Annotated in this window: 16 protein-coding genes and 1 tRNA gene; 10 read left to right on the top strand and 7 right to left on the bottom strand. The window is 40.8% G+C overall.

From position 1 onward, the window contains the following. Positions 1-187 precede the first annotated feature (187 nt). From JFC08_RS13865 to JFC08_RS04150, 3 genes are all read right to left on the bottom strand, one after another. A complete protein-coding gene (locus tag JFC08_RS13865; protein WP_265091439.1) occupies positions 188-313 on the bottom strand; it encodes a hypothetical protein in 126 nt (41 codons plus the stop codon). Between the two features lie 156 nt (positions 314-469). Beyond that, on the bottom strand, positions 470-826 hold the full coding sequence (locus tag JFC08_RS04155; protein ID WP_198329805.1) for a DUF7673 family protein: 357 nt from the start codon (positions 824-826) through the stop codon (positions 470-472). A gap of 19 nt (positions 827-845) precedes the next feature. Beyond that, the gene (locus tag JFC08_RS04150; protein WP_198329804.1) at positions 846-3593 is read right to left on the bottom strand and encodes a toprim domain-containing protein; all 2748 of its coding nucleotides are present in this window, start codon (positions 3591-3593) and stop codon (positions 846-848) included. 767 nt (positions 3594-4360) lie between these two features. On the opposite strand from JFC08_RS04150, the gene JFC08_RS04145 reads away from it, so the two are divergent. The 5 genes from JFC08_RS04145 (at position 4361) to JFC08_RS04125 (ending at position 7970) form a co-directional block, all read left to right on the top strand. Continuing rightward, on the top strand, positions 4361-4801 hold the full coding sequence (locus JFC08_RS04145; RefSeq protein WP_198329803.1) for a helix-turn-helix transcriptional regulator: 441 nt from the start codon (positions 4361-4363) through the stop codon (positions 4799-4801). Between the two features lie 257 nt (positions 4802-5058). Continuing rightward, the gene (locus tag JFC08_RS04140) at positions 5059-5283 is read left to right on the top strand and encodes a hypothetical protein (protein WP_198329802.1); all 225 of its coding nucleotides are present in this window, start codon (positions 5059-5061) and stop codon (positions 5281-5283) included. Beyond that, complete coding sequence (locus JFC08_RS04135) at positions 5276-5851, top strand: DUF2335 domain-containing protein (protein WP_198329801.1); 576 nt, start codon at positions 5276-5278, stop codon at positions 5849-5851. Before JFC08_RS04140 ends, JFC08_RS04135 begins: the two co-directional genes overlap by 8 nt. Positions 5852-6556: 705 nt before the next feature. Then, a complete protein-coding gene (locus tag JFC08_RS04130; protein WP_198329800.1) occupies positions 6557-6916 on the top strand; it encodes a hypothetical protein in 360 nt (119 codons plus the stop codon). A gap of 79 nt (positions 6917-6995) precedes the next feature. Next, on the top strand, positions 6996-7970 hold the full coding sequence (locus JFC08_RS04125) for a hypothetical protein (RefSeq protein ID WP_198329799.1): 975 nt from the start codon (positions 6996-6998) through the stop codon (positions 7968-7970). 96 nt (positions 7971-8066) lie between these two features. Here JFC08_RS04125 and JFC08_RS04120 read toward each other — a convergent pair whose 3' ends face one another. Next, the gene (locus tag JFC08_RS04120) at positions 8067-10286 is read right to left on the bottom strand and encodes a MobA/MobL family protein (RefSeq protein WP_198329798.1); all 2220 of its coding nucleotides are present in this window, start codon (positions 10284-10286) and stop codon (positions 8067-8069) included. A gap of 288 nt (positions 10287-10574) precedes the next feature. Here JFC08_RS04120 and JFC08_RS04115 point away from each other — a divergent pair, with 288 nt between their 5' ends. The 4 genes from JFC08_RS04115 to JFC08_RS04100 all read left to right on the top strand — a co-directional run bounded on the left by JFC08_RS04115 (position 10575) and on the right by JFC08_RS04100 (position 17069). Further along, positions 10575-11090: a hypothetical protein gene (locus JFC08_RS04115; protein WP_198329797.1), complete on the top strand. Its 516-nt coding sequence runs from the start codon at positions 10575-10577 to the stop codon at positions 11088-11090. A 75-nt stretch (positions 11091-11165) separates the two neighbouring features. Continuing rightward, positions 11166-13904 carry a class I SAM-dependent DNA methyltransferase gene (locus JFC08_RS04110; protein WP_198329796.1) on the top strand — a complete coding sequence of 913 codons (2739 nt, stop codon included), beginning with the start codon at positions 11166-11168 and terminating at the stop codon, positions 13902-13904. Then, entirely contained in the window at positions 13897-15825 is a 1929-nt protein-coding gene (locus tag JFC08_RS04105; RefSeq protein WP_198329795.1) for a DEAD/DEAH box helicase, read from the top strand. Before JFC08_RS04110 ends, JFC08_RS04105 begins: the two co-directional genes overlap by 8 nt. After that, positions 15825-17069, top strand: a complete 1245-nt coding sequence (locus JFC08_RS04100; protein ID WP_227697637.1) for a GIY-YIG nuclease family protein — start codon at positions 15825-15827, stop codon at positions 17067-17069. Before JFC08_RS04105 ends, JFC08_RS04100 begins: the two co-directional genes overlap by 1 nt. Before the next feature lie 424 nt (positions 17070-17493). Here JFC08_RS04100 and JFC08_RS04095 read toward each other — a convergent pair. The 3 genes from JFC08_RS04095 to JFC08_RS04085 all read right to left on the bottom strand — a co-directional run bounded on the left by JFC08_RS04095 (position 17494) and on the right by JFC08_RS04085 (position 21140). Then, a tRNA-Leu gene (locus tag JFC08_RS04095) sits at positions 17494-17578 on the bottom strand. A gap of 215 nt (positions 17579-17793) precedes the next feature. Continuing rightward, positions 17794-19605, bottom strand: a complete 1812-nt coding sequence (locus JFC08_RS04090) for a sigma 54-interacting transcriptional regulator (RefSeq protein WP_198329794.1) — start codon at positions 19603-19605, stop codon at positions 17794-17796. Positions 19606-19688: 83 nt separating this feature from the next. Next, positions 19689-21140 (bottom strand): two-component system sensor histidine kinase NtrB, encoded by a 1452-nt coding sequence (locus tag JFC08_RS04085; RefSeq protein WP_198329793.1) that lies wholly within the window; start codon positions 21138-21140, stop codon positions 19689-19691. Between the two features lie 135 nt (positions 21141-21275). Between JFC08_RS04085 and rimO the strand changes: the two genes are divergently transcribed. Further along, entirely contained in the window at positions 21276-22883 is a 1608-nt protein-coding gene (gene rimO / locus JFC08_RS04080) for a 30S ribosomal protein S12 methylthiotransferase RimO (RefSeq protein WP_198329792.1), read from the top strand. The last annotated feature ends 78 nt before the right edge of the window (positions 22884-22961 follow it).

Below are 22961 nucleotides of genomic sequence, written 5' to 3'. Positions count from 1 at the left end.
AGTCCTCGTTATGGTGAGGGCTGTTTTTTTGTGCCTAAGTGGAATCATTATTTGATAGGCCTGCTATTAATGATGATTGAAAATGGGGTATCTATACCGTAGAGCTTGTTGTTATGTAAGATAAAACTAATGTCTATCATATTCTTTTACAAGGGATTTTCTACCCATGCGGTCATGGTTTAGATGCTCATCGACTGTCCTCTGTTTTACTTGCCATATCAATAATCATGTTTTTTGCGTTGCTTATCAGCTCAAGGAATACATCTTCTTGTTCGTTACCAAGATAGCCAACGTTATTGATAAATTCTTTCATAGAAAGAGATAATCCGTGCTTACGTTGGACTGGTGGAATGGTTCAGATAAAGGTTAAAGCCAATAGTTCAAAAGTGGCATTGTGCTGTAGCTTTGAGGCTTCTTGCTGCTGCTGATGTTCTATCGCCATTTGCATTAATTTGTTTAAGTCCATTAGTTATTTTCCTTTATCCGATTCGGCGCGACTGGCTTTAAGTCTTGCAAATACTTCATCGCCATTGATAAACCAGTTATGAATCTCAAACGGTGGATTCGGTCTGCAATCGATATTCATTATCGTGATGCAAGCCGCATATAATCCGCCATCTAGATTGCGTAAGCCGTTCATATTGAATGGGTAAGCGTGACCGTTATATAACGACAATAGAAAATCACGACAGACACGACTGCCACCGCAATCATCCAATGCCATTTTTAATACCTTGGTAAGCGCTTCTTTATGCTGTTTGCTTTTAGCAGCTCGCTCACGCGCATACTCTTCTTCAGTCTGTAGTCCTGCTAGTAATAGATTCATGGTTTGGGTTCCTTTTTGATTAAGTGAGGCTTAGGTTTTTAGGCATTTCAAACACCCAGCAACGAATGCTACGGCCTGTTATTTGAGACGCTACCGTCTTGTTTGCTGCCACAAACTTGAACTGTCTAGACTGGCGCAGCGCGTGATGCATGTCGGATTGTGGCGGTAGGTCATAGCGGTACTCATTCGCAAGCTGATAGATTTCTGACATGCTGATTGCCAATAGATCTGGGTTTTTGCTGTGATTGATGTGCAAACGGCGGATATGATGCGCTGCACCTTCGATTGCGTTGGGTGCCGCATTCAATCGTTCGAGTACATCAAAGAACTGAATATTCAGCGGATGCTCAGTGTTTAGCGTCTGATCACGTTCTGTTGCCATTTCAAATATGGCTTGCTTGAATGCGCCGTCCAATCTCACCAAATCCGGCAGTAACAGCTTCATTGCGTCAAACAAGGCAAGCAGCTGCGCGTGACAATGGGCGACACGAAACGCCTTGACACCGCTGTCTTTTAGCCAGTTCTCATGTGTCATTTTGGTATCAAAAAAGGTCTGTAAAAACTTGTCTTCCATCTTTAACACATTAACCAAAAAATGGCTGACATCCTCAGACTGTAGCGCTTCGATGCGACGCGCCGCCGCCTCGCTATCGCGGGTCTGACGCTCAACGGTAAAAAATAGATGACAGATACGGCTTAGTATGGCCTTGGAGGCGACCACGGGTAGATTTTGACTGATGACAATCGTGCCGCGAAAGGGTGGTTCATAGACTTCGTTGCCTGCGGATTTGACGCCGCGTGTGCCAATGGTGCCGCCGTCGTATAGGTTTTTTAATTCGTCCCAGTTGAATTGAGAATTGCGGCCTGTCCCTGCGCCGTCACGGTCGGACTCGATCAAGACGGATGGCATGTTTGATGCCTGCGAGAGTGAGCGCATACGGCCAGCTTTAGTGGTTTTGTTGGGGTCGATACCCTCATAAGAGTCACGGCCGATAAGGCGCCAAAAAAAGCTAAGCAGTGTCGATTTACCCGTCCCAGGTTCGCCGACAATCTCTAAAAAAGGGAATGACTTTTGACGATCACGGATTTGCTGGGCAAACAGACTGCCCATAAAGCCCACTAGACTGATTACCCCTTGCACGCCCCAACCGCTGATGATGTCTGCTATCCAATTGACCGGCTGACTGGGATGCGCTGCGATGTTGATGTTTGGACTGGCCGCCAACGTTTTGAGGCTTTTGTTATTTGGCAGGTCAAAATAGTCATCTTTGTTGAGTGCATAAGTCACGCCATGGCGGATGGCGGTATCATTGAAAATATAGGTCTGGTGGTCTTTGCTGTAGCCTATAAAATCAATGGTCTCTACGGTTTTGATACCGTTAATCATGCGTCCTAGCATAATATCGAGCTGCTTGGAGTTGCCTTGATAGATGACGCCTGGCGCGACTGACAATAGGCGCTTTTTAAACTCACCGGCGGCTGATAACTGGCTACCTGTGAAAGTGTTTTTGGTATCGCCTTGCGGGGTGCGGATACGGAAGAAGTACCACGATTCATCAGTGACTAAGTTTTGCTGATAATAGAGCGCTTGCGGTTGGCAGTTCATGATCTGAGTGACACTCATGCAGGACTGCATCAGATCGTCATGCCATAGTTGATGCGCTTCTTTGAGTTCTTCTTCGGTATTAAATAAATCTTGGGTTGGTTCGTTCGACTCATTCAATACTTTAGATCTGTCAAAAGTTTCAATATCGACTTTTACCCAGTACGTGCAGCTATCAAAAAACATATAAAAGCTGGTGCTGCCATATTGGTTATAGGTCAGCAGCGCCTTGTCTTTCGCCGTATCGGCAATCAGTAGTTCACCGTAAAAGCGGTAGCGCTCAAGGTCTGATTTGGTGAGTTTGCCGGCCTTATGTAAGTCGTTCCAGTCCGCGCCATCGCTGTACTCACTCGACTGCGCGGCGGCAACGTCCCAACCATTTTGGCGTGCTTGCGCTACTAACTTATCCGTGGCTTTGCGTCCGGCGGTGTCGCTATCTAATGCGATGATAAGCTTTGGCAGTGGCTTGCCAAGCCCGTCCATGCGCGCTTTGATTTGTGCTAGGGTGTGCGCTGGGAAGTTGCCAGCGGTGATGTTACTGATCGCGTGCAGACCGTTCTCAGTCAGCGCCATGGCATCAAAGATGCCCTCAACTATCCACAATTCTTTGACATATGACCAGACCCCTTGTCTTAGATGTAGCTTTGGCGGTAGCCATGCGTGACCTTTGAATTTAAAGCCAGTCTGTACTTTTGCTTTAGCAATACCTTGTGCTGGCTCTATCAAGCGTTCCCAATAGCCGATGGTTTGACCATTGCTGGTAAGGTTAAAGCGCACGGTGGGGCAGGTGAAGCCTGATTGATAGTCTTTATAGACTTCTTGGCTGTAACTGCCTTGCCACTTGACGACATCAAAGCCGCGCCCAGACTGCAAGTAAGCATCAGCTGTAGCATGGGGATTGGTAGGTGTGGGCGGATTGCGCTCAGTCCAGTTGGCAAAAATATCTGGGTAAATATCGCGGGTAGAGGCTTGATAGCTGCATTTGTTGGCGCGGCCACACTGGATCGTCCACGGCGCGTTGGCGCCGGTGTACAGCTCTTTTTTGCCGCATGACGGGCAGCGGCCATAACGCAAAAACTGACGGTCGCTTGAGAATTTAAGACCATAATCTTGTACGAGGCGAGTGATTAGCTCACTACGGGTATCATCTTGCATGGTTTGCATAATATTGCTCGTCTGGTTTGGTGAACTGGTTCGGTCTATGCCTTCGCTGGACTGACTGTTTGCATGTCTAGCAGTGATGAAACTACTGATCTGATGAGCGCTGCTCTACAGGGGTGGGATGAATATAAATATTGTTAGACAGGGCTGATGATTTCTGAAGTACTGACCGGTACTTCCCTCATCGCCCAAAAACGACACTGTTATCTCAACTGTGTTTTGTGATGGCAGTGTCAAGACACTAGGTTGTCCGTACAAAACTATGTCATGTATCTTGCTTATAGCAAGTTGTCTGACTAGAGTAGTCATCTCTATATGTGAGTGTTGAGAATGAGCCAGTAATATCTGATAGTCATAGCGCTAAAAATTGATTTTGATTGAACTGTCGCGTAGTTTTTTTGGCATTTGAATCCATAGTTTGGTTTTCTTCTGGTTTCGGTTTTATTGTTGCTTTGACTGCTCTAGTTGCAGCCCAGCTTGGTATCGACGTAATGCGATAAATCCCATAGAACGAATCTCAGTGTCTGCAGTTTTTTTAAGTTCAGCGTGTTGTTCTGGTAGAAGTCGAATAGGTATGGCTTTACGATTGGATTTATGTAACTGTCCTTTGTTCGTAGCTTGTAATGTGCTCACTTTCATTTTGGTGGTATCCTATTATGATAAAATGTATTGTTCTAAAATGTTTCACTCGTTTGAGTGTATTATAATACTTACATTTGAGTGTATGTCAATAATTTATTTACATGAAAGTGTATTTTTGAGGGGGTTAGATGAATCCTGAAGATATGGGTAAGCGATTGGAATTAGAACGTGAACGTTTAAATTTGAAAGCAGTTGATGTTTACAACCAGTTAGGTGTTCATCAAAATACCTATAAAAATTATGAAACAGGCAAGCGAGATATGCCATCATCATTAGCCTTCAAGCTCTGGAATATAGGGTTTGATGTGATGTATGTACTTTTGGGTATAAGATTAGAGACGTTAGCGAATGATGCCATAGTTAATGATATCGATACGCCAACACGCTATGCTCGACGTTTGATCTACTTACCTGAAATTATGGATATAGAGAACCCTTCTGATGCTTTATTGGTAGCTATGTATCATGCTGAAGAAGCATTCATCCAAGCTGGTGCGGAGGTAAATAATGATTATGACTACAAAACATTAGCCAATATCGGACTAGGGTTAATCAATAGAGTTAAATGAGTGTATTCATAGATAGCTTGATGTGATATTTCACTAAGTATTCATTTCAGATGTATGAGTAGGTAAGATTGATAGTATATTTAAAAAAATATCTAGATAGATTTGAGATGTAGCAGTGTGCTACACTTTGACTATAAACGATCCTCATTTCTGAAAGATCGTTTATATAACATATAGTTAAAAAGCTAAGTTAAGTGTTGCTTCTAGTTGAGGTAATGCTTAAAAGCATTTGTATATGTAGAAAGAGAGAGATAAACATGAAAACTTATACCAAAAACAATCGTCACCTTACGCAATCAAGAAGTTTAGAAGCGTTCGGTATACAGGATGGTGTGGCTGGTAGTTGGATTACACCTAACTATCTAAGAGTACAATCTAGTGATTATGTACCTGGTAGTAAGCAACACCTCGAAAATGTAGCTCGTCAACTTAATCGCTCAGTTGAAGCATATAAAAAAGAGTTAGAAAGCTCCTATGGATAAAAACGAGAAGCCTGATGAACAGGCTCTAGATGCAACAGAATCTACTATTACTAACCAACCTGATTATTCTCCTGATAGTCAGGTTGACGTATCTTTTACTGATGAAAATCCTGATGCTTTAACTCAAGCAACAATGCAGAATGCTATTCAAAATGCCCAGTTTAATTTTAATAATCCCATTATGCCTGCTAAGGAAATGGCAGCGCTTGAAAAGGCTTACCCTGGTGCTATTGATAGAATACTAGCTATGGGAGAAAGAGAACAAAGCTTTACTCATAAAATGGTTGAGTCACAACATACTGAGCATATGAAGAGCAATGAAAGAAATATTGATATCAGTAAAGAACAAACGTTTTTCAATCAGTCAAAACTTTATATTGTTTCAGGCTTTATACTTTTACTGATAATTGTTTCTGTTTACTTGTTTATTAATGGCTTTTTTTGGGGTGGAGTAGTGCTATCTTTCGTAATGCTAGTTTTAGCTTGTATATTTATATTAGGTTATTTTCCTAGCAGTATATTTGAGGCAATGTTCAAAAATAGATCCAATGATACCCCTTCTGAATAATAATAAAAAAACCAGTCCATTAAGACTGGTTTTTTTATGTAGCAGAAACGATTTAACATCTATGGATTTGTATTGATAAAAACGTAACACAGTGCTATTGTTTCAACTATAAGAGTCGGCTTAAAGTGAGAAATAGTGATGAGTAAGTTAGAAGGTTTCATAGATACGTCCTGTGCTTTTATTGAGTACGGCGTGAGAGGTTGGCTCACATATAGTTTCATAGTTATCACTATGTCTACTTTATATTTTTTAGGTATGATTTCAGAGAGTACTTTTGCCCTTGTGTCTCTCATAGGCTTAGGGATATTAACCGCGCTATGGTCACGTGATCAAGCTCAGGGATACGTACCAGCATGGTGGTTGAAACTTGGACGAGGGAAAAATAGGCATCAAAGCTAAGTTAATCTGATGTTTTGAATAATGTAGCTTGGATTATTTTAGATAATGGCATTCGTGAATCTGTTTACGAGATGCCATTGTTGATATGAATATGACCACTTAGTGATAGATTTATTATTGAGATAGCTAGAAATATACTGTCGATATTAGTAATAAAGGATTAGTAAGTGTTTAAAAAAATAGTTGTAGTAGCTTTCTCATGTATAGTGTTAACAAGTATTGGCTGTAGCGAGCCTGAGCCTCAAGTAATTGATATGGATGAGATTGCTGCAGAAGCTGGACTGTCATAAGGTGATTACATTGTTCATGAAAATGGGGCAATGCAAATCAAAAGTTGATGATACAGCCAGTAGTGTATCTGATGAACCGTTAGCTGCAACTGGTGAAAGTTGGCAATATGCTGTCAGTAATGGCGTCCGTACTGCAGATGCATATGCCGTTGAAAACAACCCAAATGCCACTTTCATTGGGAATGATGTTCAAGCAAGTTTAGTCAAACAGTACGAGGGTGAGTATTTACTGACTATAGTGAATAAAGGTGAAGGGAGAATCAGTTATGCACAGCTACGTCCTTTATTTGATGTAAACGAGTCATCTGATGAACTTGATGATGAAAGTCAGCTTTGGGAAGTGACGGTCGCCAAATATAATGGTCAGAAGTTCTAAAAAGTTACCCTTGAATAGCCATCTTGCGTTAGCTGTTTGATGACACATGTACTATAAAAATATCAACTGGAGGGTTTTTATGTCGGAAAATTCGTATACATATGATCATCCCTCTACCTTCAATCATGATATTCCAATAACCTGCGTTAATATTGACGACGATAAAAGCGATGATATTTGTGCATCACTACGAATGATATTTGAAGAAGTTGGTAGAACGCTCAATATTAAGAGTTTGAAAGGTATTTCTATTGCAGTTGGTGATGAAGGCTATCGGAAAGCTATTGATCTGATCGATAGTAGTAGACAAGTATCCAACGGTGAGGTAATTGGATGTGCCTTAACAATAACTAATATCATAGAAGGTGGCTTAGAAAGTTATATTGTTCTTAAAGATGTTTCAATAGTACCTTTATTAGTTGAAGAGGCTGCTAAAGATGGGGGGCAAGTAGCTTTCATGCTTCAGGTTATTGCGCATGAATGTGCTCATATACATGGGGATGACTTGTTTCACGAAGTTATGGGCGACATTCCTAAAATAGAAGAATATAAAAGCCATTATTCAGCATTTGTTTTTGATATATCTATAGTAGGTTGGTCAGAGTTTTCAGCATGTTTTTTTAGCGCTCATATAGGCCAATGTTCTGAACAGAGCTTTAGAGATATAGTTGAGAGTAAAGTAGAAGGTATTGTAGATGATCTTGAAAGTTTCAAGCTCATGAGACTTGAGCCTGTAGACTTACTCATAAGCGTCTATAAGAATATAGGAAACTTAATCAAATTCTCTAGCTACTATATAGGCTGGATGTTCAACAATGAACTTAAACCCGAAAAAACAAAGTTATATGAGAGTCTGAAAAACAGCTGGTTTTTAAGCTACTTCCTAGAGTTAGATAGTATTTATGAAGATATTTTATCTAAATTATCTAACAAGCAATTAGAGTTTGATGAAATATTAGAAATTGGTCATCTTTCAAAAAGAATTGCGGAACATTTCGGCTTTACTACTACGGTAGACCGAAATAACAGAACAGGTATATTTTTTAATAACTAACTTTCAAGCTTCATCTTTAGGTTTATAAACAACCCTAGATGGATAATTACGTTCATGTGGGTAAGAACCTTTTTGGTACGGCATGATTGACCAAGGTTAAATACTGATTGAAGGCCCTAGATTCTGAGTAACTATTCTTTGACTTGTATTACTAATCTCTATTCCTGTATCAATGGCTTTTAAGCCCTCATTAATACTTCTTAAATCACTTTCAGTTAGCTTATTTGAGTAATCAGTAGTAAGATTATTCAGACTGACTCCAAGCTCTCTGATATGCTTCTGGACGCTCTCGTTTCTATCTAATGTATTTAATCCTTTGTAAGCGATCTCATATTTCTTAGCAGTCAATCTGATCGTCTTATTTATATGTTGTTCCGCTAAAGCTCTGCTCTCATCTGTTTTTTCACTATTGTTTGCATATTTGGTCAATGCAGCTAGATAAGGTTCTACTGTTAAAATCTCTGCGGTTACTCTGCTCGTATCGTTTCTACCTAGTTTTGATTGATATTTTTGTCTTAGCTCAGCCCTCTGTTTGTCTACATGAGCAATAAACCTATCAAAATCTGCTGTGACAGTTTGGTAATGCTCTCTTTCTTGTGAAGGGAAGTTTAATAAGCGAAATACGTGAGGATTGTTCTCTAATACTTCGACAGTATTGATCTTGTCAGTAGCAAGCCTTACATTTTGTTTAAAATCTAAACTTTGATTTTCATTGATCCCTAATTTTTTCGCAAAGTCATCAAGCATAATTAGTTTTCTATTATCAAAAAGCCCCTCTTTACGGCGATCCAGCAATCTATAAGTTAGTGTCTTAACTGCATCTTCAACATCATTACTTCTTTGAACATCTCCGACCCTCGATTCGTCAAGCTTTCTATCTGTTTCTCTAATCGCTCGATCAACTCGTCTTTTTCGCTCATAAAAGGCTCGTTGGTAGTCGTCATCAAAGGGGCTGGGGGCTGGTCTTGCTCGCTCTGTAAGGCCGCTATTGATTCCGTCAGTGATTGATTTGCTAGCTTGAACTCTTTCTGAGTTTTGAGTAACCCACCGTTTTGAGTCATCAATTCGTTGTGCTGCTTTGTCAATTCTTTGTTGCGTGTCATCACGTCTAGTATGTAATTCCTCAGTTCGTTCAGCTGTCCATTCAAGGTTTGGTTTTGTGTTTGTAATAAGCTGTGCTGTGTCTTTAATGAGCTCTGGGAGGCTTTCAGTGTGGTCAGTTGCCCAGTTAATGCCGTCGTCTGCTGATTTGATTCTGTTATTAACTGTGTCAATGCCGTTTGGTATTTTTTGGCAGCGCTCAGTTGCCCAAGCAATTCCTGATGTTGTGTCGCTAATTCGTCGTTGCGTGCTGTCAGCTCGCTGTTTTGTGTCTCCAATGAGGCTAGGTAGTCTTGCATTGTGCTCAGTTGTCCAAGCAAGTCCTTTTCTAAGTGCTCTAACTCGGCGATCATGTTCTACTCCTTGTTGACTGGTTTGTTCGGTAACGGCCTGATTACGTGCGATGATTTCCCGATTGATATCGCCCTTCTCCGTCGTAATACCTCGGCGCTCCATGGCGGTTGCTGCAACGCCCATTTTGATGGTGGGCTGCTGATCTCGTCCCTGATCTTTATAACTGCGAGCATCCATTAGAGGCAACTGCTTCTTTGCCAACACCACATTAGCGGTATCTACCCAGATCTGCCGCATGCGCTTAATTTCTTTCATTGATGAGGGCAGATCATGTGCCAAGCGTTTTTTATTCGACCACTCAAAAGGGATTTTGAGCTTTGGATCAAATGCCAAGGTTTTATTAGGACCAGCAATAGGCGCTCGAGTGGTCACTAAAATATGCGCATGAAAATTGCGCGGATCAGGATTTTGCTCTCCCTCACGCAAGCGCTTCGAGCTTGGCTTCGCCTCAGGATCAAACGGCAACTTCATCACCGGACGATGAATACACACATCGGCAATCACATCCATATCATCAACAAGCTTTTGAGCGAACTCTATTGCTAGCGTATGGCGTTCTTCCTCAGACAACTCATAGGGCAAATTAATCAGCCACTCACGCGCCACCCGACTGTCCGATCGATTCTCTGCGGCCTCCGCTAAATTCCAAAGTGTTTCTCTATCCACACTCACCCCAAGCGCCTTTAGTGCAAATGGTAGAACGATGTCACTACTCATCACCCCACGCTTTTTTGAATAGTCGTGCGTTTTACCATATCTCACATCATCCAAAACATCCCCAGCACGATAGGCGGCACAAGCTACCGCTGACTGTCCTGCTTTTCGAGAAATTGCCTTAGTATCAAAATGCACTATGGTCATAATGACCGCCTCGTCGTTTGGTTTTTTTGCCGCACATCATTTCGTGCGGTATGGGGTTTGGGGTTTCCCCAACGAAGAACGATTCTAAAATTGCTATGACCACGAAGTGGGAAATAGTAATTTTAGAGTCGTTGCTTCGCCCTTAGTCAGGGAGACACAACCATTCCATACTAAAATAGAATGACTTAGAGTTTGGATCGTTTTATGTTAACGACTATCATGAAATATTGAACCATTACTTATCCCTTGCTATGGTTAGGAAAAGTATTACTATAGAGAGCAAATGTTATGTCAGACTTTAATAAAAAATTATCTGTGTCTATTTTTGATAATCAAAATGCTCATGGTTTAAAAGAGCACCAACGTTTAGAGGAGTTAAAACGCCAAGCTAAGGTTCAGCAAGTAAAGTTGGATAAACGACTGAACAAGCAGAAAATTTTAATGGGAGCATTTTTAGGTCAAATATTGGCAAGTGAAGGTGATGATGAAAAGATGATTCAGGATTATTTTGCGATGAATTTTCCGGACTTTCTCACAAGAGCATCTGATAAGCATTTATTTAAAAGTATGATTGAAAGTTTGGGTGGTGATATGGGCTTGGGTGAAGAAATAGGTCTGTTTGTGGCTAATACAAAAGGAAATAATCAAGAGGCTACAAATCAAGGTGTCACAGTGGAAGACAGTAATGCTATAAACAATCAACAGCCGTCATTTGATGCTGCTACTAATCATGGAGAACAGGATTCGCTGTTAGACGACAATAGCTATTCTGCTTATAAGAATAATCACAACTATCGTGGATAGAAAAATATCTATTGAGAATCATAAATTAGTATTAGTGAATATTGCGGCTAACTTAGAGCAGCTTAAGGAAACAAAGTGAACGTAACCCAAATAGAAGAAATCGTTAAAAAGTTAGCTTTAGATGTCATCAATAACTCAGTCGAAAAGGATCAGTTCATATACGAGTTGATGGCAGCTTATGGGCATAGAAAGACGACAGTAAGCCGTATCAAATCCGGTGAACGTAATCTAGCTAAGGTCGCAGGGGAGGTTAGGGCCAAGCGCCATATTTACTTTAAGCATAGTGATAGCAATAAAGTGTTCTCAGATATCGATGACATGAAGAAAGAGCCTTCTGTCACACGAGAGAAGATACGCTTTATTATCGCAACAGATTTTGATCAGTTTGTAGCGGTAGATACGCGTACTAATGACACACTTGATATTGAATTTAGTGAGCTTGGTAAACATTTTGACTTTTTCTTACCTTGGGCAGGTATGGAAAAAGCGGTATATCAAGGCGATAATCCAGCTGATGTAAAAGCAGCTGAAAAAATGGCTAAGCTGTTTGATTTGATTAAAGCAGATAATTTCAGTGAAGAAAATAAGAATGATACTGCCGCACTTCATAGTCTGAACGTATTTCTAACTCGTTTACTCTTTTGTTTCTTTGCAGAAGACACAGGCATATTCACAGATAACCAATTCAGTGCTGAGCTTGAGTCTCATACCAAAGCAGATGGCTCTGATGTAGACAGTTACCTCAACCGTTTATTTGAGGTTTTAAATACTAGCAAAGAAAATCGTCACGATTTGCCAGATTATTTGGCCAAATTTGAATACGTTAACGGTGGCCTATTTGCTGACCCTATCGCTTCACCGAAGTTCTCCACTAAGTCTCGTAGAATGCTCATCGAGTGTGGCAGTGAGCTAGATTGGTCAGGTATCAACCCTGATATCTTTGGCTCTATGATTCAAGCCGTTGTGCATCCTGATCAGCGTGGCGGTATGGGGATGCATTATACCTCTGTCATCAATATCATGAAGGTCATTGAACCGCTATTCTTGGATGATTTGTATGCAGAGCTAGAGAATATTGTAGAAAACATTGATCCAAAATTAAAACCTAGCCGTTTAAGAAAGCTTCATGATCGCATCGCTAATATCAAAATATTCGACCCAGCTTGTGGTTCAGGTAACTTCCTTATTATTGCCTTTAAAGAGCTTAGAAAACTTGAAATGGAAGTCATTAAGCTACGTCAAGAGCGAGTAAAGGACGGTCAGCAAGATGATTTCTTTGACGAAATTAGTCTAGATTCATCATTTTCACAAATTAGGCTTTCTCAATTCTATGGTATAGAGCTTGATGATTTTGCCCATGAGGTTGCTATTTTGTCTCTTTGGTTGGCTGAACACCAGATGAATGTAGAATTTAAAGCCGAGTTTGGAGATTGTGAACCAACATTACCTTTACAAAGTGGTGGCAATATTTTCGCTGGTAATGCTTTGAGGTTAAATTGGTTGTCAGTTTGTCCTAATAACGGAGAAGAGATTTACATAATAGGCAATCCACCATATATTGGAGCCAGAAAGCAGTCTCCCGAACAAAAGGAAGATATGAAACATACATTTTTTAATGAAAGTTGTTTCAATATAGGTAGCTTGGATTATATTGCTGGTTGGTTTTTAAAGGGAGCTAATTACATTTTTGGTCCTCAGAAGCTAGCCTTTGTATCTACCAGCTCAATTTGTCAGGGTGAGCAGGTGAGCTTTATGTGGAATGGCATATTAAGAAAAAATGTAGATATAATTCTTGCTGTTCCTGCTTTTAAATGGACGAATAATGCAAAAAAACAAGCTGGGGTATACTGTGTAATTGTTGGTTTAGGCTCTAAAAATAAGAATTCAAACAAAAAGATCTTATTAGAAAATTATTGGAACTCCGTTACACATATAAATCCTTATTTAACTAGTACAGATATCACGGCTGTAAGTCCTAGAAGTAAACCTTTGTCAAACCTTCCCAAAATGGGTATAGGTAACAAACCTGTAGATGGAGGTGGTTTTTTATTTACTAATGATGAGAAGAATAATTTCCTTAAAATAGAACCTGAGGCAGAACCATATTTTAAAAAATGGTTTGGGGCCCAAGAATTTAATTCTGGTGTTTCTAGATGGTGCTTAAGCCTACAACAGGTTAGTGATGAGGAAGTATCAAGACTTCCTGAAGTGGCTAAAGTTGTCGAAAAAGTTAAAGCTTTTAGGCTTAAAAGTACCAGTAACCCAACAATAAAACTTGCTAATACCCCTAAAAGATTTCATGTTGAGAACTTTCCAAGTACCAATTTTTTGATTATCCCTAAAGTATCTTCATCTGTAAAAGACTACTTACCAGTAGGGTTGTTGAAAAAAGAAGATTTAGCTAGTGACTTACTGAACGTAGTTTCATCTGAAGATTTATTTTTTATGGGCTTACTTTCTTCGAAAATTCACTTAATCTGGACTACTGCCGTATCTGGGAAGTTTGGAAACGGTATTAGATACTCTTCTAAAATATGTTACAACACTTTCCCCGTTCCTGAGGTGACTGAAAAGCAAAAAGATCAAGTTCGATCTGCCGCTCTTAACATTTTGCTGGAAAGAGAAGCTTATAGTGATATGAGTATTTCTAAATTATATTCAGACTCTATGCCTGATTCTTTAAGAGAAGCTCATGAGACATTAGATAAAAAGGTCGAACTACTTTATTCAACCAAATTGTTAAATTCAGAAGAAGAAAAGCTCAATTTATTATTTTCCTTATACAAAAAAATGATAGGAAATGAAAATGCCTAATTTAATGTACTTCGAATACGATCAAACAGGTGCTAGCTCAAACGAAAACTCCATGGGTATGAGAGCAATGCAAGCTCGTGCCTATGCCGCTAGAAATAGTCAGTACCTATTACTAAAAGCACCACCTGCATCAGGTAAGTCACGCGCTCTCATGTTCTTGGCATTGGATAAGCTACATAATCAAGGTATCAAAAAAGCCATTGTAGCGGTTCCAGAGCGTTCTATTGGTGGTTCATTCAGTTCAACCGAACTCAGTAAATATGGCTTCTTCTGCGATTGGACCATTGAGGATGAAAACAACCTCTGTATTCCTGGTGGTGAAAGTAGTAAGGTCAAAGCGTTTAAGCGTTTTATGGCAAGCGATGACAAGATATTGATTTGTACTCACGCCACGCTACGTTTTGCCTTTCAAGAAATAGAAGATAGTATTTTTAATGACTGTCTACTCGCAATCGATGAATTCCATCATGTGTCGGCCGATGGCGATAACGTCTTAGGTGGTGTTTTGCGTAGTATCATGGCAAATACTAACGCTCATATTGTCGCTATGACAGGCTCGTATTTCCGTGGCGATAGTATCCCTGTGCTGACACCTGAGGATGAAGCTCAGTTTGATAAGGTTTCTTTTAACTATTATGAGCAGCTCAATGGTTATAACTATTTGAAGTCGCTTGGTATTGGCTATCATTTTTATCAGGGCCGCTATACTGATGTCATTCATGAAGTGCTTAATTCAGAAGAAAATTATGGTAAAAAAACCATTATTCATATACCAAACGTAAACTCAGGTGAGTCGACCAAAGAAAAATATGACGAAGTAGACGCTATTCTTGAAGTATTAGGTGAAGCCGGTAAGAGAGATCCTATAACAGGCGTTATTCCTGTTACGCGATCTGATGGCACAGTTATTAAGGTGGCAGATTTAGTAGAAGAAAACGATCGAGATATTATCCAAAATTATTTACGTAATATGAATCACGTAGACGATATGGATGTCATTATTGCTTTAGGTATGGCGAAAGAGGGTTTTGACTGGGAATGGTGCGAACACGCATTGACTGTTGGATATAGAAGCTCACTAACCGAAATCATTCAAATTATTGGTCGTTGTACTCGAGATAGCGCAAATAAAAGCCATGCCCAATTCACCAACCTTATCGCGCAACCTGATGCTGCAAACGAGAATGTTACCATTGCTGTAAACAATATGTTGAAGGCTATCACTGGCTCTTTATTAATGGAACAAGTGCTTGCTCCTAATTTTAAATTTAAAACAAAAAAAGATGGTGACTTCGAACCTACGCCACCGGGCACAATCAAAATAGGTGGTTTTAAAGAACCAAGTACCAAACGCACTAAAGCTATTATAGAGTCTGATTTGGCTGATTTAAAAGCTGCTATCTTGCAAGATGATAAGGTCATTGCAGCTTCGGCAGGTAAAGTCGATCCTGAAGTAGTGAATAAAATTCTTATACCGAAAATAATTCAGCGAAAATATCCCGATCTGACTGAAGCAGAAGTTGAAGAGGTCAGACAGCAAGTCATAGTAGATAGTGCAGTAAGCTCAGCAGAAGTAACTGAGCAAGACGGTAAGAAGTTCATCCGTATGGCAGACAAGTTTATTAATATTGATGAGCTACATATTGACTTGATTGATCAAATCAATCCTTTCCAAAAAGCTTTTGAGATTCTATCAAAATCCATTACAACAGATGTACTCAAGCTTATCCAAGAATCTATTGAAACCACTCGTATCCAAATGGACTTTGAAGAGGCTAAATTGCTATGGCCTAAAGTTAAACAGTTTGTGCATGAAAAGGGTCGTGAGCCTGATTTGAACAGCTCAGATTTCAATGAAAAAAGACTTGCTGAATGTGTCATTTATATTAAGCAACAAAAACGCAAGAGAGTGCCCGCATAATGAAAAACGAAGAGTGGCAAGCTTTAAAATCGATAGAATTAGATGATTGGTTAAAATTTATTGATAGTGATGACGATTTAGGGCTTACGACGATTAAAGCAAAGTCGCGGGCACCTACAGCAGATGAGCATTTAGTCGCTAAATTCCAAGAGATAAGCGACTTCTACAAAACTAATAAACGCTTACCTGAACATAACATGGCGAATATTAGTGAGCTTATGCTTTTCAAGCGTTTAGAGTCTATCCAGAATAACAATGAACAGTGCCTAGCTTTAGTCGATTTTGACGAATTTAACCTGCTACCACTTACTCATGAAGTCGCTGCACCAGAACCTGAACCAGCTGAAAAAGAAATCACCTCGTTTGAAGATATTTTCGATGATGATGATTTTGGCTTACTCGGTGACTCTGATCAGAGTATTTTCAACATCAAGCATATTAAAGCAGATAAACGTGCCGAGACTGACTTTGTCGCTCGCCGTAAATCATGCAAGGATTTTGATAAATATAAAGACTTATTTCCTGTTGTTCAGAAAGAGTTAAACAGTGGTCAACGTAAGATTATTGAGTTTGAAGGAACTGGTTACAATATTGATGAAGGCAGCTTTTACATCTTAGATGGCATTTTACTGTATGTAGATAAGATTAACTTAACCTCAAAAGATCAGGTTATAGATGGGATTGTCGTAAGAAAAGATGGACGTACAAGATGTATTTTTGAGAACGGTACAGAATCAAATATGCTCTATAGGTCGCTTGCTAAAGTTCTGTCTAAAGAGGGGAAAATTGTCTCGCCTAAAGGGGAGTATTTCTCTGATATCAAAAGCCTCAACGAAGACGACGAGTCGGCTGGTTTTATTTACATTCTATCAAGTCAAAGCCAAGACTCTCGCATCCAAGCCATATCAAATTTATATAAAATAGGCTATTCACGCACTCCTGTTAAAAAGCGTATTGCAAATGCTGCCAATGAGCCTACTTATTTAATGGCTCCAGTAGAGATTGTTGCCAGCTATGAATGCTATAACATGAATACGCAAAAGTTCGAGAACTTAGTACATACCGTATTTAAAGATGTTTGCATCGATGTGGAAGTTGCAGATTTACAAGGTAATATGTGCAAACCTAGAGAATGGTTCAGTGTGCCTTTAGAGCAGATAAATACAGCAATTGACTTGATAGTGAACGGGCAGATTGTAAATTATAGGTATAACTCTGCTACCAAGAAGATAGAGCTATGCTGAAGAAACCGTACAACTAACTTGATAAACTAAGAGTATAAATTTGAGTTTACTATACCAAGAAGATCAGAACCTACAGTGCAGAATTTAAAGTTAGAGCAAGCTATTCTACACAGCATAATGAAGCAGCCATATAAGCTATAGTTTGTATGGCTGTTTTATTTGTTAGATTCAGTGAGATGTTTTTCGTAAAATTTACTTGAGAAAATATAGGTAAAAAACTATTTCTATCCCACGGCACAGTAAGATCTAAAGTTATAAAAAACCTACCAAATGCACGTAAAGTAAGACTCTCAGGATATTATTGCAAATTATACTATCCCACGATCTATCCCATCGTGGGATTAGACTCAAATTGCAGACATAAAAAAACCTGCTCGAAAGCAGGTCTAGTATAGGTTTGAGAACTTTTATCACTATCCGAAAATGGTGGGGCTGGAGAGACTCGAACTCTCACACCTTGCGGCGCCAGAACCTAAATCTGGTGCGTCTACCAATTCCGCCACAGCCCCATTTTCCGTTACTCTATCATTATTAGCGTTTAAACTCAAACACAATATAGACAGTTAACTGATTCGGTAGTGCGTCTCAGTGGTTGGCTATTATATAGAGTTTGAAACGTTTGGCAACCCCTATTTGCAATTATTTTTAAATATTTATCATTTATTTTCACTTTGTTTTATAAGTAATTGATATTAATAGCATTTATATTTATGAATTTGCGCCCTTAATAACGATTGTTTTGTCCTTCTACTGAAGAAATATCTAATTGCTGTAATTTACGTGTCAGGGTATTGCGCCCCCAACCGAGTAAATTGGCAGCAGCGATCTTTTTGCCACCACTATGGTTGAGCGCTGCCGTCAATAAAACGCGTTCAAACTCAGGGGTTGCCGTCTGCAAGATATCGGTTTCTCCTGTTTGTAGAGATTGCTCAGCCCAAGCAGCCAATGCTTGTTGCCAACTTGAACTGTGGGAATGAGGGCGTATTTGGTCATTGTGAGTCATAGCTTGTGTAGGCTGACTTTGCTCTTGATATTCTTCTAAATCAGACGAGATATTTTCAAGTAGCTCTGGTGGCAAATCATCCACCATCACGGTGTCGCCTGTGGCCATTACAGTCAACCAAAGGCAGACATTCTCAAGTTGGCGGACATTGCCACGCCACTCAAAAGCCTGCATGATGTGTAGCGCTGTCGGATGTAACTGTTTCTCTGCACTATTCATCTGTTCAGCAGCGCGCTGCATAAAGTAATGGGCTAATGCTGGAATGTCTTCAGGTCGTGTCCGTAATGGCGGCAACGGCAAGCGAATTACATTGAGGCGATAAAACAGATCTTCACGGAATTTGCCTTGTTTGACCAGTTCTTCTAAGTTTTGATGAGTAGCGGCAATGATGCGTACATTCACTTTGACCGGCTGCTGTCCACCGACGCGAAAAAACTCACCATTGGCCAGTACTCGTAGCAGCCGAGTTTGGGTGCTATAAGGCATATCACCAATTTCATCTAGAAATAATGTCCCACCATCCGCTTGCTCAAAACGCCCTTGTCGCGTCGTCGTCGCACCAGTAAACGCCCCTTTTTCGTGACCGAATAATTCAGATTCAATTAAATCATGTGGAATGGCGGCCATATTGAGGGCAATAAAAGGTTGCTGGTGACGCGGTGAATGCTGGTGCAACGCACTGGCGACCAACTCTTTACCCGTACCTGATTCACCAGTAATCAAGACGGTAATGGGTGAGTGCGCTAAGCGCCCAATGGCACGAAACACCGTCTGCATCGCTTGTGATTGCCCAATGATGCCGCTCGGATTGTCATTAGCGCTGATGGCAGGTTTAACTTTAATTTTAGGGCTGGATGTTTTATTGGTTTGGCTGATCAGAGTAGCCTTGCTAGCAAGCTTGGATCTGGTATCAGGTTTTACCTTGATATTTGGTAAAGTATCTGATGAATTTTTGGTAATGGTCTTCGGAGCAGAGTTTGCTGCCGCCGCTGCCAGCATATCGGGCTGATAATTAATGGCTTTATAAATCGTGACGACTGCATCATCTAAGTCAAAAGGTTTTGGCAGATATTCAAAAGCACCTGTTTGATAGCTATTAATAGCAGAGGTGAGGTCGGAATGCGCCGTCATAATGACAATGGGCAGCTTAGGGAAATGCTCATGTACCCAATCACTAAAAGACAAACCATCCATCATGGGCATACGAATATCGGTCAATATCACATCGGGCAACTGAGCGACTGATTCCTGATGTTGCAAAATATCGTTGAGGCGTGTCCACGCCGCTTGCGCTTGGGTAAAGCTGATAACCGTCAATCCGGCATCTTCAAAAGTATCTGCCAATACCAAACGCAGGGCTGCATCGTCATCGATGAGCCATAACGTTGCAGGGTTAGCATCAGGCGCATTATTGACCGTTACTTTTGTAGTTTGATTATCAGACTCTCGGTTACTAGATTCTTGATTGTCTGATGTTTGGGCAGAGCCTTGATTGTCGCTGTTAGATGTGGCGTTGTCATTATATGCAGTCATTTATCAGGCCTAATAAGCAAGTAATTCAGGGTGATTGTTTCATAAGTTAGGTCATGGTTTCTAAGCCTTGGGTGCTGGCTGTTTTAAGCATGGTGCGATGGCTGATTGAAAGGCAAGTACAGCGTAAAACTGGTGTGTTGATGGTTATGATTATTTTTGACACTGTCGTTAAGGCTTTTTGATAGCTGGGAGCTTACGTCAATCATACCATGGTGATGACTGATGATATCTTGCACGATAGACAATCCTAGCCCCGTCCCTGCGGCACGGCTGGTCACCATTGGGAAAAATATCTGTCCGATCAATGCAGGATCAATGCCTGAACCGTTATCGGCAATATTGATTTGTAGCACTTGCTTGTGCTGTTGCCCAGCAATGGTATGTTGAAAGGCAATGCGGGTTTGAATGTGCAGTGTTGGCTTATAACTGGTGCTGTCGTTATTACTCGTTTGTGAAGTGACAGGTTGTTGCACCTTAGGCTCGGACAACTCTCTTTGCTGCAGCGTTTGCTCAAACTCAGTCATCGATTCACAGGCATTATTAATCAGATTTAAAAACACTTGTATCAGCTGATCTTTATCAGCGCATAACTCAGGCAATGACAAGTCATAATCGCGCTGTAGCGTCACTTGCGGATATTGATTGACGACCAAAGATAAAACATGCTCCAGTGGCTCATGGATATTTAGCGTTTGCCAATTTGGTAATTGATTGGAGCCAAGGAATTTCCCAATAAGATGGGTTAGACGGTCCGTTTCTGAGATGATGATATCAGTATAATTGCGCAGTTTTTCAGCCGTTTTTTGCAGATGGCTATTCGGGTTTACCATAGGGTTTGTACCAATAATAGCAGGAGGAGCACTATTAAGAGGCGAGGTGTCACTGAATTTGATGAATTGCCGCTGTAATAATTGCGCCGCCCCGCGAATACCGGCAAGCGGATTTTTGATTTCATGAGCGACCGAGCGCAGCATATGACGGGCAACATTATATTGTTGCTGCTGGCGTTGTTCCTCTGATATGCGACTTTGGCGATCCTTACCCCACATCTCAATAATAAAATAAGGTTGCTGCTCATAAATGACAGGGGTCACGCTATAATCAACCGAGAATGATAAATTACCATTTAGCGGTGTGCTGATAAGGTGATCATGATCGATAAAGGGTTGTTGATACTGCTTTGCTTGCTGAAATCGTTCTTTCAAAGAGCACGGTTGTTCATGGATATCTTCACCACTACTTTTATCGACAGTTATATGGTTGTCATGGTTGTCATGGTTGTCATGGTTATCACTGTCATAATTGCTATCGGCTGATTTCAACGTTTTGGATGCTTTGGATGCTTCGGATGCAAGCAGGGTCAATATAGACTGACCCAGTAAGCGTCCACTACTAATAGCGAGTAGTTGTTCGGCTTGGGCATTTAGCCAAGTGATCGATAAATCATCATTGATCCATAAAATAGCGGTGAACAAATGCTGTGACATGAATGCTAAGTCAGGTGTCGGTTTTACGGTTGTCAAATGGGTTGTCATGGCTATTGCCTAGAATAAAAAAAGACGCGATATAATATTTAACCATAAATCAACACTATAGAGCGGCAAAACTGGCGATTTTTGCAAAAAAAACGTACAATGCGCACAGCCAATTTATCTCTAGCAAGGTCAGCCATGCCCAACACTTCTACCGAGTCGGTTAATACGACTGTTACTACCTCACCGTCAACTTCTACGCCAACAGATTCTATGTTAAAAGACACTGCCACCGTTTTTAATCCTGCCAAACCAAATATAGCACAAGACAATCAGGCAGATGTTAGTCAAGCAAACACTAACCAACCTTACCATCATAAAGCCAATCACAATCAAAACCGTAGCATTGAGCAAAGCAGCGATGTGACTTCAGGTGCTTTATCGACTGAAAATGCGCCAGTGAACGCAGCGCCAAAGATTGGGTTTGTGTCACTAGGTTGCCCAAAAGCCTTGGTCGATAGTGAGCGCATCATCACTGAGCTTAGCCGTGATGGTTATCAAGTGGCGAGTGATTACGAAGGTGCAGATTTAGTTGTCGTTAATACTTGCGGTTTTATTGAGTCAGCAGTACAAGAGTCGCTTGATGCCATCGGCGAAGCGATTAGCAAAAACGGTAAAGTCATCGTCACAGGTTGCTTGGGTAAAGAAGCAGATAAAATCCGTGAAATGCATCCCGCTGTATTGGCAGTAACTGGCGCTCATGCTTATGATGAAGTCATTAGAGCCGTTTCGCTGCATGTGCCCAAGCCTGACCGCAGTCAGGACGCTGGTTATGATCCAAAGATAGATTTGATTAATGAGGCGGGTATCAAATTGACGCCAAGCCATTATGCTTATCTAAAAATCTCAGAGGGCTGTAACCATCGTTGCACTTTCTGCATCATTCCAAGCTTACGTGGAGACTTGGTTTCACGTCCGATTGATAGCGTGATGAATGAAGCGCTGGCGCTGAAAAATGCTGGCGTGAAAGAATTGCTTATTATTTCGCAAGATACCTCTGCTTATGGACTGGATTTGAAATATAAGACCAGTTTTTGGAATGGTATGCCGCTGAAGTCGAAGTTTTATGACTTGTGCCAAGCCTTAAATGATTTAGGCATTTGGGTGCGCTTGCATTATGTCTATCCGTATCCGCATGTCGATAAAGTGGTTGAGCTAATGGGCGAGAAGAAGCTACTGCCTTATCTCGATATTCCGTTCCAACATGCTAGCCATCGCATCCTAAAAGCGATGAAACGCCCAGCGCATAGCGAAAATACCTTGGCACGTATCCATGCATGGCGTGAGATTTGCCCTGATATCGTCATTCGCTCAACCTTCGTTGTGGGCTTCCCTGGCGAGACAGAAGAAGATTTTCAATGCTTGCTTGATTGGTTAGTAGAAGCTCGCCTTGATCGCGTTGGTGCGTTTACCTATTCAGAAGTCGAAGGCGCAGTGGCTAATGACCTGCCAAATCATGTGCCAGAAGAGATTAAGCAAGAACGCTATGAGCGTTTGATGACGCTGCAACAAGACATCTCAGCGCAAAAGCTACAAGAGAAAGTCGGTAAAACCTTGATGGTATTGGTCGATGAAATCGATAGTGAAGAGGGTGTTGCAATTTGTCGTAGCTATGCTGACGCACCAGAGATTGACGGTCATGTCTACGTTGATGAGATTACCGCTCAAGTTAAAGTCGGACAATTCCTAACGGTTACGATTGACGACGCTAGCGAATATGATTTGTTTGCCAGTTACAAAGGCTAAGCAGTCACTGTAGCTGATTAGTTACTACAATATACGAGTGAAAATTGCCCAATCGCGGGCAGTTTTTGCTACAATTAG

The sequence above is a fragment of the Psychrobacter cibarius genome, assembly GCF_016107535.1.
GTDB classification, from domain to species: Bacteria; Pseudomonadota; Gammaproteobacteria; order Pseudomonadales; family Moraxellaceae; genus Psychrobacter; species Psychrobacter cibarius.
The sequence above is the reverse complement of the archived record's forward strand: the minus strand, read 5'-3'. Positions and strand labels throughout refer to the sequence as shown.

Coding starts and splice junctions, on each gene's coding strand:
- JFC08_RS13865 (WP_265091439.1), bottom strand. CDS start 313: ATGAAAGAATTTATCAATAACGTTGGCTATCTTGGTAACGAACAAGAA.
- JFC08_RS04155 (WP_198329805.1), bottom strand. CDS start 826: ATGAATCTATTACTAGCAGGACTACAGACTGAAGAAGAGTATGCGCGT.
- JFC08_RS04150 (WP_198329804.1), bottom strand. CDS start 3,593: ATGCAAACCATGCAAGATGATACCCGTAGTGAGCTAATCACTCGCCTC.
- JFC08_RS04145 (WP_198329803.1), top strand. CDS start 4,361: ATGAATCCTGAAGATATGGGTAAGCGATTGGAATTAGAACGTGAACGT.
- JFC08_RS04140 (WP_198329802.1), top strand. CDS start 5,059: ATGAAAACTTATACCAAAAACAATCGTCACCTTACGCAATCAAGAAGT.
- JFC08_RS04135 (WP_198329801.1), top strand. CDS start 5,276: ATGGATAAAAACGAGAAGCCTGATGAACAGGCTCTAGATGCAACAGAA.
- JFC08_RS04130 (WP_198329800.1), top strand. CDS start 6,557: ATGAAAATGGGGCAATGCAAATCAAAAGTTGATGATACAGCCAGTAGT.
- JFC08_RS04125 (WP_198329799.1), top strand. CDS start 6,996: ATGTCGGAAAATTCGTATACATATGATCATCCCTCTACCTTCAATCAT.
- JFC08_RS04120 (WP_198329798.1), bottom strand. CDS start 10,286: ATGACCATAGTGCATTTTGATACTAAGGCAATTTCTCGAAAAGCAGGA.
- JFC08_RS04115 (WP_198329797.1), top strand. CDS start 10,575: ATGTCAGACTTTAATAAAAAATTATCTGTGTCTATTTTTGATAATCAA.
- JFC08_RS04105 (WP_198329795.1), top strand. CDS start 13,897: ATGCCTAATTTAATGTACTTCGAATACGATCAAACAGGTGCTAGCTCA.
- JFC08_RS04100 (WP_227697637.1), top strand. CDS start 15,825: ATGAAAAACGAAGAGTGGCAAGCTTTAAAATCGATAGAATTAGATGAT.
- JFC08_RS04090 (WP_198329794.1), bottom strand. CDS start 19,605: ATGACTGCATATAATGACAACGCCACATCTAACAGCGACAATCAAGGC.
- JFC08_RS04085 (WP_198329793.1), bottom strand. CDS start 21,140: ATGACAACCCATTTGACAACCGTAAAACCGACACCTGACTTAGCATTC.
- rimO (WP_198329792.1), top strand. CDS start 21,276: ATGCCCAACACTTCTACCGAGTCGGTTAATACGACTGTTACTACCTCA.